Annotated in this window: 14 protein-coding genes; 1 reads left to right on the top strand and 13 read right to left on the bottom strand. The window is 66.8% G+C overall.

Translation table 11 applies throughout. The features are described 5' to 3' along the window. Positions 1 to 825 precede the first annotated feature (825 nt). From QAR72_RS00490 to QAR72_RS00480, 3 genes are all read right to left on the bottom strand, one after another. Positions 826 to 1725, bottom strand: coding sequence for an MYG1 family protein (locus QAR72_RS00490; protein WP_304615382.1), 900 nt, complete (start codon positions 1723 to 1725; stop codon positions 826 to 828). 137 nt (positions 1726 to 1862) lie between these two features. After that, the gene (locus tag QAR72_RS00485) at positions 1863 to 2174 is read right to left on the bottom strand and encodes an ETC complex I subunit (protein WP_304615381.1); all 312 of its coding nucleotides are present in this window, start codon (positions 2172 to 2174) and stop codon (positions 1863 to 1865) included. Positions 2175 to 2252: 78 nt separating this feature from the next. Beyond that, on the bottom strand, positions 2253 to 2534 hold the full coding sequence (locus QAR72_RS00480; protein WP_304615380.1) for a hypothetical protein: 282 nt from the start codon (positions 2532 to 2534) through the stop codon (positions 2253 to 2255). Positions 2535 to 2619: 85 nt separating this feature from the next. Here QAR72_RS00480 and QAR72_RS00475 point away from each other — a divergent pair, with 85 nt between their 5' ends. Then, complete coding sequence (locus QAR72_RS00475) at positions 2620 to 2886, top strand: hypothetical protein (protein WP_304615379.1); 267 nt, start codon at positions 2620 to 2622, stop codon at positions 2884 to 2886. 12 nt (positions 2887 to 2898) lie between these two features. On the opposite strand, the gene uvrB is transcribed toward QAR72_RS00475, so the two are convergent. The 10 genes from uvrB to coaBC form a co-directional block, all read right to left on the bottom strand. Continuing rightward, positions 2899 to 5085: an excinuclease ABC subunit UvrB gene (gene uvrB / locus QAR72_RS00470; protein ID WP_304615378.1), complete on the bottom strand. Its 2187-nt coding sequence runs from the start codon at positions 5083 to 5085 to the stop codon at positions 2899 to 2901. Positions 5086 to 5139: 54 nt separating this feature from the next. Beyond that, entirely contained in the window at positions 5140 to 6357 is a 1218-nt protein-coding gene (locus tag QAR72_RS00465) for an NAD(P)/FAD-dependent oxidoreductase (protein WP_304615377.1), read from the bottom strand. A gap of 103 nt (positions 6358 to 6460) precedes the next feature. Beyond that, positions 6461 to 7672: a cysteine desulfurase gene (locus tag QAR72_RS00460; RefSeq protein ID WP_304615376.1), complete on the bottom strand. Its 1212-nt coding sequence runs from the start codon at positions 7670 to 7672 to the stop codon at positions 6461 to 6463. Further along, positions 7669 to 8259 carry a Yip1 family protein gene (locus QAR72_RS00455; protein WP_304615375.1) on the bottom strand — a complete coding sequence of 197 codons (591 nt, stop codon included), beginning with the start codon at positions 8257 to 8259 and terminating at the stop codon, positions 7669 to 7671. The genes QAR72_RS00460 and QAR72_RS00455 overlap by 4 nt, the downstream gene beginning before the upstream one ends. Next, a complete protein-coding gene (locus tag QAR72_RS00450) occupies positions 8256 to 8756 on the bottom strand; it encodes a hypothetical protein (protein ID WP_304615374.1) in 501 nt (166 codons plus the stop codon). The genes QAR72_RS00455 and QAR72_RS00450 overlap by 4 nt, the downstream gene beginning before the upstream one ends. Continuing rightward, positions 8753 to 10078: a SufB/SufD family protein gene (locus tag QAR72_RS00445; RefSeq protein ID WP_304615373.1), complete on the bottom strand. Its 1326-nt coding sequence runs from the start codon at positions 10076 to 10078 to the stop codon at positions 8753 to 8755. Before QAR72_RS00445 ends, QAR72_RS00450 begins: the two co-directional genes overlap by 4 nt. Further along, positions 10078 to 10833, bottom strand: a complete 756-nt coding sequence (sufC, locus tag QAR72_RS00440) for a Fe-S cluster assembly ATPase SufC (RefSeq protein WP_304615372.1) — start codon at positions 10831 to 10833, stop codon at positions 10078 to 10080. The genes QAR72_RS00445 and sufC overlap by 1 nt, the downstream gene beginning before the upstream one ends. 75 nt (positions 10834 to 10908) lie before the next feature. Continuing rightward, positions 10909 to 12429 (bottom strand): Fe-S cluster assembly protein SufB, encoded by a 1521-nt coding sequence (gene sufB / locus QAR72_RS00435; protein WP_304615371.1) that lies wholly within the window; start codon positions 12427 to 12429, stop codon positions 10909 to 10911. A 30-nt stretch (positions 12430 to 12459) separates the two neighbouring features. Then, on the bottom strand, positions 12460 to 13500 hold the full coding sequence (locus QAR72_RS00430) for a cysteine desulfurase family protein (RefSeq protein WP_304615370.1): 1041 nt from the start codon (positions 13498 to 13500) through the stop codon (positions 12460 to 12462). Beyond that, entirely contained in the window at positions 13497 to 14726 is a 1230-nt protein-coding gene (coaBC, locus tag QAR72_RS00425) for a bifunctional phosphopantothenoylcysteine decarboxylase/phosphopantothenate--cysteine ligase CoaBC (RefSeq protein ID WP_304615368.1), read from the bottom strand. Before coaBC ends, QAR72_RS00430 begins: the two co-directional genes overlap by 4 nt. Between the last annotated feature and the right edge of the window lie 82 nt (positions 14727 to 14808).

The raw sequence follows: 14808 nt of genomic DNA, 5'->3' as shown, positions 1-14808 counted from the left end.
TGTCTTCTCACGGGCCCTGGTAAAGAGTTCGCTGACCGGCTCGCCCTCGGTATCGTCGCCACGGCCCTCGCACCCGGCTACTCCGGAAGCGTCCACACCTACGCCTTTGCCGGCATTTCTGCTGTTGGGGCGGCCGTCTTGGCGCGCCGATCTCCAGGTCGCTTATCGTCTTCGGGATGACGGGCGACCGGCCGATGGGCCTCGGGGCGATGAAAAGCGTCTCGCTCAGTTCTGCCCTCGCGTCGCATCTGTCTCGATGCTCGTTTTTCACGGTGCAACTGGAACGACGAGGCATTCGCCCGTCGGAGGCCCGTCAAGCATGGCTGACCCATCAGCTTCGCATCACAGCATTCACAAAAGCACTGGAGCCCGACAACAAGCCAGCAGAAGAGCTAGTTCGGACGCTAGCGAAGACGGCTCCGACACTGACGGCTGCCACCTCCTTGGCCGACGCACTGAGTCTGTTTCAGCGCACTGACGCAGGCCTACTTGCTGTGATCGCAAGGACCACTGTCCGCTTCCATCGCTCTGCAACGCTTTCCAAATCGCACAGCGCCTCATCGGGGTTGAATGCCCCTATGAGCTGATTCTGCAGCTTCCGTCCCGCAATACATTCAATCAACGTTCCGCCCCTTCGGTCGGGTTAGGTTCTTGTGGCGCGGCACCCAGACCGAATGACCGCTTCTGCACCTTGGGGCCTTCGGCTGGCCGCACCGGCCTAGGCCGCTGTCCGCCCAGGGGTTCCTCACGCAAACAGTCCTATGAGACTTCTGCCTCTCAACGGGCCACGAGCGCTCATCCGGCCTGCTGCGCGGCTTCCGCATCCTAAGCCGCCAGAGCCGCGTGTTGCAATGCGGCATATCGATCTGCAGCGACCGCGATGAAGCGGGCATTGTGGCAGAAGCGTGCGCCCGGAACGCGGGAGGCGGCCTCGAAGGTCGCGTCGGTCAGACCCGTCCAGGCCTCGGGCAGGTCGGCGCGCAGCGCGCAGCCGTCGGGATCGCGGCGGATGCCGGTCACAGTCCAGCCCGTGTCTCGGGGGTGGACGACGAACAGTAGGTGATCGGCGCCCGCCTTGTCGATAGCCGCGCGGAAGGGCATGCCCATCGGCAGTTCAAGGATCGGGCTGTCGCCTGCGGCGGCGATGGCGTCCATCACCACGGCCTCGGTCCGCAGCTTGGCGGCCTTGCGGGTGATCGCGGCCTCGAGAAAGGCGCGCGCGATGACCAGCGCCCGTTCGAAGGCCCGATCATCCGCCTCCGGGGTGCAGTCGTCGAAGACGGGCTTCAGGCTTTCCAGCAGCAGAGGCAGCGACAGGTCCGCAAGCGGCCCGGTCGGCGACAGGGCACCATTGTCCACCAGATCGATGGGCAGCACGAAATCCGCATCGAAGGCGGCATGGATCGCATCCACGTCCCGCGCGGGGACGCCGTAAGCCCGGAGGTAATCATGGCCGAATTGCCGCCAGATCAGCCCGAAAGAGCTGTAGGGCCGGCCGTCGTCGCGCAGCGGAGGGCTCTTCTGGTGATGATCGAAGATCAGCCGCGCGGGGTCGTAGTCGCGCCCGACATCGTAGATCACCCGGTCCGGCGCCGGTGTGGTCCAGTCGGCGTCGCGCGTCCGCACGATCCCGGCCTGCGGGAAAAGCCGCGTCAGAATGACCGACGAGAGAAGCTCGTCGGCATGGAAACCGCCGGAATGGTTGACGAGATGGGCGACGATCATGGCATGTCCTGAAAAGCAGATGACCGCCCGGAGGCGGTCAGCAAGAAATCAAGGACTTGCGAAACCTTTGCACCAAACTGCACCAAACTGGGCAAAGATTTCCCCAGCTGGCAGCAACTATGCCCCGAGCAACACGCTCAGTGTGTCCAAGGGGCGCGGCGGTCGGTGGCGAAGTTCTCGCCGTAGCCGCGGGGGCGGACATTCGTGCCGCGGCGCTGCGGTTCCTGAACGACGTAATCCAGCCCGTGCTCGCGCGCGTAATCCTCGGCCTGTTTGCGGGTGTCGAAGCGCAGCCGCACCTGGCTTTGCGTGTCGCGGCTGCCGGTCCAGCCCATCAGCGGGTCGATCTCGCGCGCGTCGGCTGCCGGAAATTCCAGAACCCAACCCTTGGACCGCCCCATCCCCGAGGTCATCGCATTGCGGGCGGGCTGATAGATACGCACGATCATGATGGCACTCCGGCTTGTCCTGCCCGGATCATATCGCCGCAAAACAGCGGCGGTTCAAGCCCCTGCGACAGAGGCGCATCAGCCCTCCGGTGCGAAGGGTCCGGTCAGTTCGATCTCGCCGCTCTGCTTGTCCATGATGCAGGCCAGACGCTCGGTCGTGCCATCGGCATAGGTCACGATGGCCAGCGCCAGACCGTAGCGTTCGGAGCCGAAAGGGTTGACGTCGATCGCGGCCTCGGCGCTTTCGGGCAGCAGCGCCTCGCATCCGAGGGCAAGGCGCTCGCGCATCTCGTCCCAAGCCGCGTCCGAAGAGGCATGTGCCGGCAAGGCAAGCACGGTCAGAAGAATGGCAAAACGCATGAGGCTGTCCTTTCCCCGGCATCGTGGCGCGGGGAACCCCGCATTGCCAGCCCGCGTTCACTCACGAAGACGAGAGGACCAGATGATGAAAGCTGCCAGCATCACCCTTGCCGCCCTGCTTGCCCTTGGCGCCTGCGCCGCCACCTCGCCCTATACGGTCGCGGACCCGCGCTGCAATCCCGCCCGCCACCAGCAGCTGGTCGGCATGAACTGGGGCGAGGTGTTCCTGCCGCCGAACCTGACCGTGCGCCTGATCGACCGGAACGAGATCGTTCCGGCAACCAGCAATCCGGGCCGCCTGAACCTTCATGTGGACGAAAAGGGCTGGATCGGCCGGATCAGCTGCGGCTGATCCCAGCCCCGTTCAACGCCCGCGCTTGGACCGCTTGTTGCCGCCGCGCTGGCCCGCGCGCCCCGCCGTGGACCGCCCCGAGGCGCGGGTCGCGGCCTCGGCGGCCTCTTCCACCGCCGATTGACGCGCCAGCGGATCGTCCGAGATCGCCAGATCGACGGCCTCCAGCCGCTTGACCTCGTCGCGCAGCCGCGCGGCTTCCTCGAATTCCAGGTTTTCGGCCGCCTTGCGCATCTGGGCCCGCAGGGCGTCGAGATGGGCGGCGAGGTTCGCGCCCACCATCGGCTTATCGACCTTGGCGGTGATGCGTGACTGGTCCGTATCCCCCTGCCAGAGGCCCGCCAGAACATCCTCGACATTCTTGCGGACGGTCGTCGGCGTGATCCCGTGGGCCTCGTTATAGGCCATCTGCTTCTGGCGACGGCGCTCGGTCTCGGCCATGGCGCGTTCCATGCTGCCGGTGATGCGGTCGGCATACATGATGACCCGCCCCTCGGCGTTCCGCGCGGCCCGGCCGATGGTCTGGATCAGCGAGGTCTCCGAGCGCAGGAAGCCTTCCTTGTCGGCATCGAGGATCGCCACCAGCCCGCATTCCGGAATGTCCAGCCCCTCGCGCAGCAGGTTGATCCCCACCAAGACGTCGAAGGCCCCGAGCCGCAGGTCGCGCAGGATCTCGATCCGCTCGATCGTGTCGATGTCGCTGTGCATGTAGCGGATGCGGATGCCCTGCTCGTGCATGTACTCGGTCAGGTCCTCGGCCATGCGCTTGGTCAGCGTGGTGACCAGCGTGCGATAGCCGGCGGCGCTGACGCGGCGCACCTCGTCCAGAAGGTCGTCCACCTGCATCTCGACCGGACGGATCTCGATCTGCGGGTCCAGCAGGCCGGTCGGGCGGATGATCTGCTCGGTGAAGACGCCGCCGGTCTGGTCCATCTCCCATTGGGCGGGGGTGGCAGACACGAACACCGACTGAGGCCGCATCGCGTCCCATTCCTCGAACTTCAGCGGGCGGTTGTCCATGCAGCTGGGCAGGCGGAAGCCGTGTTCCGCCAGCGTGAATTTGCGGCGGAAGTCGCCCCGATACATGCCGCCGATCTGCGGCACGCTGACATGGGATTCGTCGGCAAAGACGATGGCATTGTCCGGGATGAACTCGAACAGCGTAGGGGGCGGCTCGCCGGGTGCGCGGCCGGTCAGGTAGCGCGAGTAGTTCTCGATCCCGTTGCAGACGCCGGTGGCTTCCAGCATCTCGATGTCGAAATTCGTGCGCTGCTCCAGCCGCTGCGCCTCCAGCAGCTTGCCCTCGTCCTGAAGCTGCTTCAGGCGCATCTGCAGCTCGGCCTTGATGCCCTTGACCGCCTGCTGAAGCGTCGGGCGCGGGGTGACGTAGTGGCTGTTGGCGTAGATGCGGATCTGCTTGAAGCTGTCGGTCTTGACCCCGGTCAGCGGGTCGAATTCGGTGATCGCCTCAAGCTCGTTGCCGAAGAAGTCGAAGCGCCAGGCGCGGTCCTCGAGGTGGGCGGGCCAGACCTCGACCAGATCGCCGCGCACCCGGAAGCCGCCGCGCTGGAAGCTGGCGTCGAGGCGGCGGTATTGCTGCGCCACAAGCTGCGCGAGGAATTCCCGCTGGTCATAGCTTTGACCCACGATCATGTCCTGGGTCATGGCCGAGTAGGTCTCGACCGAGCCGATGCCGTAGATGCAGCTGACCGAGGCGACGATGATCACGTCGTCGCGTTCCAGAAGCGCGCGCGTCGCCGAGTGGCGCATCCGGTCGATGGCCTCGTTGATCTGCGATTCCTTCTCGATGTAGGTGTCGGACCGCGGGACGTAGGCCTCGGGCTGGTAATAGTCGTAGTAGCTGACGAAATACTCGACGGCGTTTTCGGGGAAGAAGCCCTTGAACTCGCCATAGAGTTGGGCGGCCAGCGTCTTGTTCGGGGCAAGGATGATCGCGGGGCGCTGTGTCTCTTCGATGACCTTCGCCATGGTGAAGGTCTTGCCGGTCCCGGTCGCGCCCAGAAGGACCTGATCGCGTTCCCCCGACATCACCCCCGCCGCCAGTTCGCGGATCGCGGTCGGCTGATCGCCTGCGGGCTGGAACTCGCTGTGCATGACAAAGCGCTTCCCGCCCTCGAGCTTGGGGCGGGTCACTTCGATGGGACGCGCAACGGGCGCGTTCGTGTTGTTGTGACCCATGGGGTTCCTGATCCGTTCGGCTTGGCCCCAAGATGTGCCCGAACGGGGCCGATTTCAACCGCGCTTGATCCGGGCGGGTTGAAGTTCCTGCCACCCTGCCCCGCCATCCAGCTCGTCGGCCAGAATCTCGGCAGTGACCGGCCCGAGGGTGAAGCCCTGATGGCCGTGTCCGAAATGCGCCCAGAGGTTCGGCTGGTCCGGCACCCGGCCCACCAGGGGCAGCATGTCGGGCATGCAGGGGCGGCGGCCGGTCCAGGGCTCGGCCTCGACCGGGGCGCCGATGTCGAACAATTCCCGCGCGGCCTTTTCGCCGTGCTTCAGCTGCGGCGGCGACAGGCGCGGATGTGGCGTCAGCTCGGCGGCGGTGGCGATGCGAAGGCCCCGGCGCATGGGCGAGAGGACGACCGAGTTGCCGAAATCCGCGATCGGGTGATGGGGCGGCGTCTCCATGTGGTAATGACGATGATAGCCGCGCTTGAACACCATCGGAACGCGCAGGCCGAACCGTTCGGTCAGAATCGGCGACCAGGGGCCAAGCGCGATCACGGCATGCTCGCCCTCGGCCTCGTCCGCGACCCATGCCGCGCCCTTGCGGTGCAGGTCGCCCGCATCGCCATTCACGATCCGCCCGCCGCGCTTCTGGAACAGCGCCGCGTAAGACGCCACCAAGCCGCCCGGATCGGCGCAGTTCCAGCTGTCGGACCAATGGGTCGCGCCCTCGACCTCGATCTTCACCGAAGGCTCGATGGCGCGCAGTTCCGCGCCCGTCATCAGCCGCGCCTCGACGCCGAATTCGGTCAGGAAGCGTTCGGCGGTTTTGCGGGCCTTCTCCATCCGGGCGGGGGTGCGGTGGATCTCGATATAGCCGTTCCGGCGGATGATGTTGTCCGCGCCCGCAGCCGCGATCAGGGGGCCGTGACGGTCTGTCGATTGCCGGATCAGCCGCCCCCATGTGGCCGAGGCGCGGCGATGCGCGGCGGGCAGCGAATGGCGGGCATAGGACAGGATCGCGCCGAGCTGCGGCAACAGCCCCGAGGGCGTCCATTTCACGTCAAAGCCCCGGCCAAGCGCGATCTGCATCAGCGCGAAGGGCGCCAGCGGCATCGCATAGGGCTCGACCGCCTCGGTCTGGATCAGGCCGGCATTGCCGTAGCTGGTCTCGCGCCCCGGCACGCCGCGTTCAATGATCGTGACATCATGCCCGCGCGCCTGCAGCGCCAACCCGGTCGAGACCCCGACCATTCCCGCACCCAGAACCAGAATCTCGGCCATCGCTTCCCCCTGTCCGCTGAACTGGGTCAGGGATGCCGGGATCGCGCGCATCCGGCAAGGATGAAAGGGCTTTCTTCGGCCATCGCCCGAATCTTTGCAAGATTCAGGCGAAAAGCTCGCGGCAGAAGGTCAATCCTTCGATCAGCGCGTCCACTTCTGCCTGCGTGTTGTACATCGCAAAGCTGGCCCGCGCGCTGGCCGGGACGCCCAGATGCGCCATCAGCGGCATCGCGCAATGCGTGCCCGCCCGGACGGCGATTCCCTTCTTGTCGAGGATGGTCGAGATGTCATGCGCATGCGCCCCCTCCATCGTCATGGAAAAGATCGCGCCCTTGTCGGCCGCATCACCCTGGACCTGAAGCCAGTTCAGGCTGCGAAGCCGGTCGCGGGCATAGTCGCGCAGGGCGCGTTCATGGGCGGCGATGTTCTCCATCCCCAGATCCATCAGATATTCCAGCGCAACGCCCAGACCGATCTGGTTGACGATGCCGGGCGTGCCGGCCTCGAAGCGCAGGGGGCCGTCATTATAGGTCACGGCATCGCGCGTCACGGTGCGGATCATGTCGCCCCCGCCGAGGAAGGGGCGCATTTCGGCCTGACGCTCGCGCCGGACCCAGATCGCGCCGGACCCCGAGGGGCCGTAGAGCTTGTGGCCGGTAATGCAGTAGAAATCCGCGCCAAGCGTCGACAGGTCGACCGGCATGTGGACCGAGGCCTGGCTGCCATCGACGACCAGCGGCAGGTCGGTCCCCGCCCGGATTCCCGCGATATCGACGACCGTGCCGGTCACGTTCGACATATGGGTGACGGCGATCATCTTCGTGCGCGGCGTGATCGCGGCCAGCACCTTCTCCGGCGGAAGGCTGCCATCGGGCTCGGGCTCGACCCAGTTCAGCACCACGCCCTGACGCTCGCGCAGGAAATGCCACGGCACGATATTGGCGTGATGCTCCAGCACGGAAAGCAGGATCTCGTCGCCCGGCTGAAGGTTTGGCGCGGCCCAACCGTAGCTGACCATGTTCAGCGCCTCGGTCGATCCCGAGGTGAAGATCACCTCGTCCTCCTGGGGCGCGTTCAGGAAACGCGCGATGATCGCGCGGACGCGCTCGTAATTGTCGGTCGCCAGGTTCGACAGGAAGTGCAGGCCGCGATGGACATTGGCGTATTCGCCCTCATAGGCGCGGGTGATCGCCTCGATCACGCAGCGCGGCTTCTGCGCGCTGGCGCCGTTGTCCAGATAGACCAGCGGGCGGCCGTTGACCTGCCTCGACAGGATGGGAAAATCGGCGCGGACGGCATCGACATCAAAGCTCATTGCGGCATCTCCGGCAGGATTCCCAGGGCGACGGCAAAGAAGGACAGAACGAAGCCAAGCGCCAGAAGCGTGGCGAACATGACCAGCAGGATCTTGGGCGCGCTGGTGAAGCCGTGCAGCGCCTTGGTGAATTGCACGGTCAGCCACAGGAATAGCGCGATGGACAGGATGCCCAGAATGGCGGCGAAAGGCGGCAGGATGATCGACAGCACGACCTGGACGGCCTGCACCATCAGCAGGATCGCCTCGATCCAGACGGCCAGAAGCAGCGCATCCTCGAACCGGCCATGGCCCCCGAACATCCGCCCGACCGAGGCCATCAACGAGGCCCCGACCACCACGGCTGCGAATTGCAGCCCCGCCAGGACCAGCGGCTGTTGCCCGGCCAGCAGTCCCGGCTGTCCCTCATCGGCGCCGCCATAGATCTGCATCGAGACCCAGGCCAGAAGCCCCGAGACCGACACCGCCAGCGCCAGCGCCATCCAGCGCACGGACATCGGCCAGCCCTGCGCCATCAGCCAGTGGGCGGCCTGCTCCGGCTCTCGGAAGGTCAGCCGGATCAGGGCCTTGAAGTCGTCAGAGCTCATCGAACACGCCTTGCCAGCGCCGCAATCCCGGCGCCCCAGATGAAGAAAAAGCCGAAGCCCGCCACCACATCGGTGGTGACCAGCGCCGGGCCCTCGCCGATGAAGCCGCCGACCAGCCCGCGCAGCAGCATCGCCGGCGCCACGGCCAGCAGCGCCCAGAACAATGCCAGCCGCGAGGCCTCGGGCGCAAGCCGCCAGGGCGTCGCGCGGCTGAACAGCGACACCAGCGCGGCCACCGCATAGGCCAGAAGCGGCATCATGAACATGACCGCCATCAGCGCGCCGCCCATCCGCGCCTCGAACGGGCGCGAGGGGTCGAGGGCCGCGGCGCGGGCATGGATCGGCGCCTGTGCCAGCAGCATGAAGACCATCGCCAGCATCAGCACGACCAGCATCACCCGGTCGGGCATGCCTTGAAGGCCCCGCACCACGCGGCGCGGCGCCCACCAGCTTTGCATGACGCGTCCCGCCATGCCCTGGCGGGGCGCGGGGCTCACGCCCGGCCGCGCCCGGTCAGCCACGCGTCAAGCCGTTCGTTGATCTCGTCGCGCAGGCCTTCATCCTCGACCTCTTCCAGCGCATCGGCCAGGAAGGACAGGACCAGGAACACGATCGCCCGGTCATGCGGCACCCCGCGAGAGCGCAGGTAGAACAGCGCATCCTCGTCGATCGCGCCCGTGGTCGAGCCATGCGAGCATTTCACGTCGTCGGCATAGATCTCGAGCTCGGGCTTGGCCAGGAACTGGCTGGCCTCGTCCAGCAGCAGCGCCTGGCTGATCTGATAGCCGTCGGTCTTCTGCGCGCCGGGCTTCACAAGGATCTTGCCCTGAAAGACGCCGGTGGCGCCGTTCTTCAGCACCTTCTTGAAGACCTGCCGGCTTTCGCCGCGCAGCGCGCCGTGGGTGACGAAGACCGTGTCGTCGTGGTGGAACGGCCCCTCGTCGCCATCGCCCAGAACGGCGGCGGCAACATGGGCCACGGCATCGTCGCCGACCATGTCGATGACCGATTCCTGCCGCATCGTCGTGCCGTTCACCGCCAGCGCAAAGCTTTTCAGCACGGCCTCTGCCGCCACACGCGCAAACAGGTGCGACAGCCCGACCTTGGCGTCATTGGCGCGCTTGGCGGTGATGTGGTGCAGCTTCGCGCCCGGGGCCAGATCGACCTCGATCACGCCATTCGAGCGCGCGCCGACGCTGCCGGTTTCCAGCAGGGTCAGCTCGGCGCCCTTCTCGACGCGGATCAGATGGTGCCAGATCGCATCCGCCTTGTCCGAGGCGCGGCGGTGCAGCACGTGAACCGGCTTCGCGGGCTTGCCCGTCACGCGGATCAGCAGTCCGTCGCGCGCCGCGGCCGTGTTCAGCGCGGCAAAGGGACGGCGCACCGGCGACTGGCCCGCAGCCTCCAGCGTGCCGAAGAGGCCATCGGCCCATTCCGCGCCCAAGGGGTTCGCCAGCGTCGTGATCTCGATCCCGTCCAGCGCCAGATCGTCCGAGGCGGCGGCATCAAAGACGCCATCCACGAAAACCAGCGTCAGCTTGTCGCGCGAGGCGAAAAGCGGCGAATCCGGCCCTTCGATGCGGGCGATTGCGGCGGGTTCGGGCGCGTTGAAGGGGCGCGGGTCAGTATAGCGCCAGTATTCGTCGCGCGGCCCCGGCAGGCCCATCGCGCGCAGCCGCGCCAGCGCATCGGCGCGCGCGGCGGCAAAGGCTCCCTTGGGCAGGTCCAGAGCGGCAAGACGCTGGTCCAGCGCGTCAGGCGCCTTGGCGGTGCCGCTGACCTGCGGCACCTGCATGTCCTTGACGGCGATATCCGACATCAGCCCGCCTCCGCCAGCAGGTCGCCGTAACCGTTTTCCTCGACCTCGAGCGCCAGCTCCGGCCCGCCCGATTTCACGATGCGACCATTCGCCATGATGTGCACCACGTCGGGCTGGATGTGGTTCAGCAGGCGCTGGTAATGGGTGATGACGAGGAAGCTGCGACCCGCGTCGCGCAGCGCGTTCACACCGTCGCTGACCAGCCGCATCGCGTCCACGTCGAGGCCCGAGTCGGTCTCGTCCATGATGCACATGCGCGGCTCGAGCATGGCCATCTGCAGGATCTCGTTGCGCTTCTTCTCGCCGCCCGAGAAGCCCACGTTCACCGGGCGCTTGAGCATGTCGGGGCTGATCTGCAGCTCGGCTGCCTTGGCGCGCACTGCCTTGAGGAACTCGCCCGAGGACAGCTCGGCCTCGCCGCGCGCCTTGCGCTGCGCATTCACGGCCGTTCGCAGGAAGGTCATGTTGCCGACGCCGGGAATCTCGACCGGATACTGGAACGCCAGGAACAGGCCGGCGGCGGCGCGCTCCTCGGGCTCCATGTCCAGCAGGCTCGCGCCGTCCAGCGTCGCCTCGCCCTCGGTCACCTCATAGCCGTCGCGGCCCGACAGGACATAGGACAGGGTGGACTTGCCCGAGCCGTTCGGACCCATGATCGCATGGACCTGACCGGCGGGAACCTCAAGCGACAGACCCTTCAGGATCTGCTTGTCCTCTTCCTCAAGTTTCACATGCAGATTGTTGATTTTCAGCATCTTTTCCTCAAACGGCGAAGGCGCCTCTCGGGGCGCCGCATTGGATGTGGGCCGGGACGCGCCCGGCCCTGCGGATCAGCCCACCGAGCCTTCCAGCGAGATGGCGACGAGGCTCTGCGCCTCCATGGCGAATTCCATCGGCAGCGCCTGCAGCACTTCGCGGCAGAAGCCGTTCACGACCAGCGCGACCGCCTCCTCCTCGTCCATCCCGCGCGAGCGGCAGTAGAAGAGCTGGTCGTCATCGACCTTGGACGTCGTCGCCTCGTGCTCGACCCGGCTACTGGTGTTCTTGACTTCGATATAGGGCACGGTGTGCGCGCCGCACTTGTCGCCGATCAGCAGGCTGTCGCACTGAGTGTAGTTGCGGCTGTTCGTGGCGCGAGGATGCATCGTCACCAGCCCGCGATAGGTGTTCTGCGCCTGACCGGCGGAAATCCCTTTGGAAACAATGCGTGAGCGGGTGTTCTTGCCAAGATGGATCATCTTGGTGCCCGTGTCGGCCTGCTGGAAGTTGTTCGCGATGGCGATCGAGTAGAACTCGCCCTGGCTCTCGTTCCCGCGCAGGATGCAGGACGGGTACTTCCAGGTGATCGCAGACCCGGTCTCGACCTGCGTCCACATCACCTTGGCCCGGTCGCCGCGGCAATCGGCGCGTTTGGTGACGAAGTTGTAGATGCCGCCCTTGCCGTCCTCGTCGCCGGGGAACCAGTTCTGGACGGTCGAATACTTCACCTCGGCATCCTCGAGGATGACGATCTCGACCACCGCCGCGTGCAGCTGGTTCGTGTCGCGCTTGGGCGCGGTGCAGCCCTCGAGGTAGCTGACATAGCTGCCCTTGTCGGCGATGATCAGCGTGCGCTCGAACTGGCCGGTGTTCTCGGCGTTGATGCGGAAATAGGTCGACAGCTCCATCGGGCAGCGCACGCCCTCGGGGATGTAGACGAAGCTGCCGTCCGAGAAGACCGCGCTGTTGAGCGTCGCGAAGTAGTTGTCCGACTGCGGCACCACCGAGCCGAGGTACTTCTTCACCAGCTCGGGATGCTCGCGGATCGCCTCGGAGATCGAGCAGAAGATGACGCCGGCCTTGGCCAGCTCGTCCTTGAAGGTCGTGCCCACGCTGACGCTGTCGAAGACGGCGTCCACGGCGACCTTGCGGCCCTCGGCGGGCGCGGCCTCTGCGCCCTCGACGCCGGCGAGGATCATCTGCTCGCGCAGCGGGATGCCCAGCTTGTCGTAGGTCGCCAGCAGCTTCGGGTCGACCTCGTCCAGCGACTTGGGCTTGACCTCCATGCTCTTGGGGCGGGCGTAGTAGTACTGGTCCTGATAGTCGATCTCGGGGTAGTTCAGCATCGCCCATTTGGGCTCGGTCATGGTGACCCAACGCCGATAGGCGGCCAGCCGCCATTCGGTCATCCATTCGGGCTCGTTGTTCTTTTCCGAGATCAGACGGACGATATCCTCGTTCACGCCCTTGGGGGCGTATTCCATCTCGATCTCGGTGTCCCAGCCGTATTTGTAGCTGCCCATGTTCTGCACGGTCTCGACCGTTTCGCGGTCGACGCCCTCGCGCACGTCAAGATCGGTGGTTGCCGTCATCCTGTTTCCTTCCTGCGGCCGGCGCCGTGGCTAGCCATTCCTGTCGCGCCAGCGTGAATACGCGTTTTCCCAAGCATCCGCAAATCGGTTCATCTGATCGTCGTCCAAAGCCGGACTTATGGACAGACGGATGGCCGATTGCGATTGCTGATCGTCATAGCCCATCGCCTGCAGGGTGCCGCTGGCCCGCACCTTGCCGGACGAGCAGGCCGAGCCCGCCGAAATGGCAAAGCCCGCAAGATCCATCTGCATCACCTGCGTCTCACCCTTCCAGCGCGATGTAAGAAGGCAAGTCGTGTTCGGCAAGCGCCGCGCCCCTTTTCCGGCAATGGAAGTTTCGGGGAAACGGTCCGTCAGACGCGCCTCCAGCCGGTCGCGCCGGGCGGCGACCTCGTCCCACAGCCCCGCCTCCAGATCGGCCTGCGCGGCGCGGGCGGCGGCGGCGAAGCCGAGGATGCCGATCAGGTTCTCGGTCCCGGCCCGGCGTCCCTGTTCCTGGCCGCCGCCTTTCAGGATCGCGTCCAGGTCGGTGCCCTTGCGCACGACCAGCGCGCCGATCCCCTTGGGACCGCCCAGCTTGTGCGCGCTGACGAAACCCGCCGTGATGCCCAGCCAGTTGAAGGCCAGGGGAATCTTGCCGAAGGCCTGGGTCAGATCGCTGGCCGCCAGCCCCTCGGGCAGGCGCTGGATCACGCCGGTCTCGCTGTTGGCCAGTTGCAGCGTGGCGCACTCGGGGTCGGGCACGGTGACGATGCCGTCGCGATCGACCGGCAGACAGGGATCGCACCAGGCGCGCACGGCGTCATGTTCGACCGGCGCGCAGGCCAGACCACGCCCCGCCAGAACCAGCGCCGCTGCCTCGGTCGCGCCAGAGGTGAAGACCAGATCCGCCCCGTCCGCACCAAGGGCGGTGGCGATATCCTCGCGCGCGCGTTCCATCGCCATCTTGGCGGCGCGGCCCTCGGCATGGACGGATGAGGGATTGCCGACCAGATCCATCGCCCGCAGCATCGCCTCGCGCGCCTCGGCGCGCAGGGGCGCGGTGGCGTTCCAGTCCAGATAGGTCCTCATGCAAGCGCCTCGGCGATGCGTGCGGCAAGGCGTGCGGCCACGGCCTCCTTGGCCATGCGCGGCCAGTCCTCGGCCCCCTCGGCTGTGATCAGCGTCACGGCATTCTCGGCCCCGCCCATGATGCCGGTGGCGGGGCGCACGTCATTGGCGACGATCCAGTCGCAGCCCTTGCGCGCGCGCTTGGCAGTCGCATGGGCGATCACGTCATCAGTCTCGGCGGCGAAGCCTACCACAAGGCGCGGGCGCTGCGGGGCCTGACTGATCCAGGCGAGGATGTCGGGGTTCTCGGCCATCTCCAGCGCCGGGGGGCGGCCTGTGCCGTCCTTCTTCATCTTGTTGTCGCTGCCGTTCAGCACGCGCCAATCGGCGACCGCCGCCGCCATCACGGCGGCATCGGCGGGCAGCGCGGCCTCGACCGCTTCGCGCATCTGCTGCGCGGTCTCGACGGCGATCACCGCGACGCCCTCGGGCGGCGACACCTGCGCGGGGCCGGTGACAAAGCTGACCCGCGCGCCCAGATCCCGCAGCGCCGCCGCAATCGCCGCCCCCTGAGCGCCGGATGAGCGGTTGGCGATGTAGCGGACCGGATCGATCGGCTCATGCGTCGGCCCCGAGGTCACGACCACATGCCGCCCCGCCAGCGGGCCGCGCGGCACCTGTGCCTCGGGCAGAAGCCGCAGGGGCACGGGCGCCAGCGCCGCGCGGATCGCGTCAAGGATCGCCTCGGGTTCGGCCATGCGGCCGGGGCCGTATTCGCCGCAGGCCATCTCGCCCTCGTCGGGGCCGACAAGCGCGATGCCGTCGACGCGCAGGGTCGCCAGATTGCGCTGCGTCGCCGGGTGCTGCCACATGCGGACATTCATGGCGGGGGCGATCAGCACCGGCTTGTCGGTCGCCAGCAGCAGGGTCGAGGCCAGATCATTGGCCAGCCCCGCCGCCATCTTGGCCATCAGATCGGCGGTGGCGGGCGCCGCGACCACAAGATCGGCCCGGCGCGACAGCTGGATATGGCCGATCTCGGCCTCGGCCGCCACGTCGAACAGCGCCTGATGCACGGCTTCTCCGGCCAGCACGGATAGCGACAGGGGGGTCACGAACTCGGCCCCCGCGCCGGTCAGGACCGGCGTGACATGCGCGCCCTCGGCCCGGATCAGCCGGATCAGCGCGGGGATCTTGGTGGCGGAAATCCCGCCGCCCACGATCAGAAGTATCCGTTTTCCCAGCATGTCGCCCCCTTTGCCAGCCCGATTTTTGCCAGCCCGCCACAGATAGCCCCGCCTGCCCGCGCCCGCAAGAAAGCCCGCCGTT

The sequence above is a fragment of the Paracoccus sp. (in: a-proteobacteria) genome (assembly GCF_030604785.1).
In the GTDB taxonomy this organism is placed as follows: domain Bacteria; phylum Pseudomonadota; class Alphaproteobacteria; order Rhodobacterales; family Rhodobacteraceae; genus Paracoccus.
The sequence above is the reverse complement of the archived record's forward strand: the minus strand, read 5'-3'. Positions and strand labels throughout refer to the sequence as shown.

Bases quoted from the DNA above. Each gene is read 5' to 3' on its own strand.
- QAR72_RS00460 (WP_304615376.1), bottom strand. From the start codon at position 7,672: ATGAGCTTTGATGTCGATGCCGTCCGCGCCGATTTTCCCATCCTGTCG.
- uvrB (WP_304615378.1), bottom strand. From the start codon at position 5,085: ATGGGTCACAACAACACGAACGCGCCCGTTGCGCGTCCCATCGAAGTG.
- QAR72_RS00490 (WP_304615382.1), bottom strand. From the start codon at position 1,725: ATGATCGTCGCCCATCTCGTCAACCATTCCGGCGGTTTCCATGCCGAC.
- QAR72_RS00430 (WP_304615370.1), bottom strand. From the start codon at position 13,500: ATGAGGACCTATCTGGACTGGAACGCCACCGCGCCCCTGCGCGCCGAG.
- QAR72_RS00445 (WP_304615373.1), bottom strand. From the start codon at position 10,078: ATGTCGGATATCGCCGTCAAGGACATGCAGGTGCCGCAGGTCAGCGGC.
- sufB (WP_304615371.1), bottom strand. From the start codon at position 12,429: ATGACGGCAACCACCGATCTTGACGTGCGCGAGGGCGTCGACCGCGAA.
- sufC (WP_304615372.1), bottom strand. From the start codon at position 10,833: ATGCTGAAAATCAACAATCTGCATGTGAAACTTGAGGAAGAGGACAAG.
- QAR72_RS00465 (WP_304615377.1), bottom strand. From the start codon at position 6,357: ATGGCCGAGATTCTGGTTCTGGGTGCGGGAATGGTCGGGGTCTCGACC.
- QAR72_RS00480 (WP_304615380.1), bottom strand. From the start codon at position 2,534: ATGCGTTTTGCCATTCTTCTGACCGTGCTTGCCTTGCCGGCACATGCC.
- QAR72_RS00485 (WP_304615381.1), bottom strand. From the start codon at position 2,174: ATGATCGTGCGTATCTATCAGCCCGCCCGCAATGCGATGACCTCGGGG.
- coaBC (WP_304615368.1), bottom strand. From the start codon at position 14,726: ATGCTGGGAAAACGGATACTTCTGATCGTGGGCGGCGGGATTTCCGCC.
- QAR72_RS00455 (WP_304615375.1), bottom strand. From the start codon at position 8,259: ATGAGCTCTGACGACTTCAAGGCCCTGATCCGGCTGACCTTCCGAGAG.
- QAR72_RS00475 (WP_304615379.1), top strand. From the start codon at position 2,620: ATGAAAGCTGCCAGCATCACCCTTGCCGCCCTGCTTGCCCTTGGCGCC.